This is a genomic window from Streptococcus sp. E29BA (assembly GCF_041807805.1).
Lineage (GTDB): Bacteria > Bacillota > Bacilli > Lactobacillales > Streptococcaceae > Streptococcus > Streptococcus entericus.
Genome location: NZ_JBGTZA010000078.1, coordinates 1 through 429, shown reverse-complemented (window position 1 = coordinate 429; position 429 = coordinate 1). Strand labels below are relative to the sequence as shown.

The window sequence follows — 429 nt, the reverse complement described above, 5'->3', positions numbered from 1 at the left end:
TTTGAGGTAGGAGCCTGAAAATACAAAAGCGACTAGTTGAAGCAGGAAAGGCAAAATGAGCTTCATCGCTCAAGACTTTAACTCGCTCAAAATCCTAGCTATTCTAGATGGTCGAACACAAGCCACCATTCGCAACCACTTTCTGCGCTATCCGAGAGACGTCAGGAACCGTGTTAAGGTCATCACCATGGACATGTTTAGCCCTTATTACGACATCGCTAAGAAACTATTTCCTATGGCTAAAATTGTTCTCAATCGTTTCCACATTGTCCAGCATATGAGCAGGGCAATGAACAGGCTACGTGTTCAGATAATGAACCAGTTTGATCGAAATTCTCACGAGTACAAGGCACTCAAACGCTACTGGAACCCTCGCTCTCTCGTTTTCAAGCTCGGGCTAAACTAGTCCACTGGACTAGTTTACTCCAA

At 44.5% G+C, this 429-nt stretch carries 1 pseudogene; it reads left to right on the top strand.

Annotated features, from left to right (window positions below):
• Window positions 1-43: 43 nt before the first annotated feature.
• Window positions 44-367 (top strand): annotated as a pseudogene (locus tag ACERC8_RS09975) (transposase); the annotation flags it as partial.
• Between the last annotated feature and the right edge of the window lie 62 nt (window positions 368-429).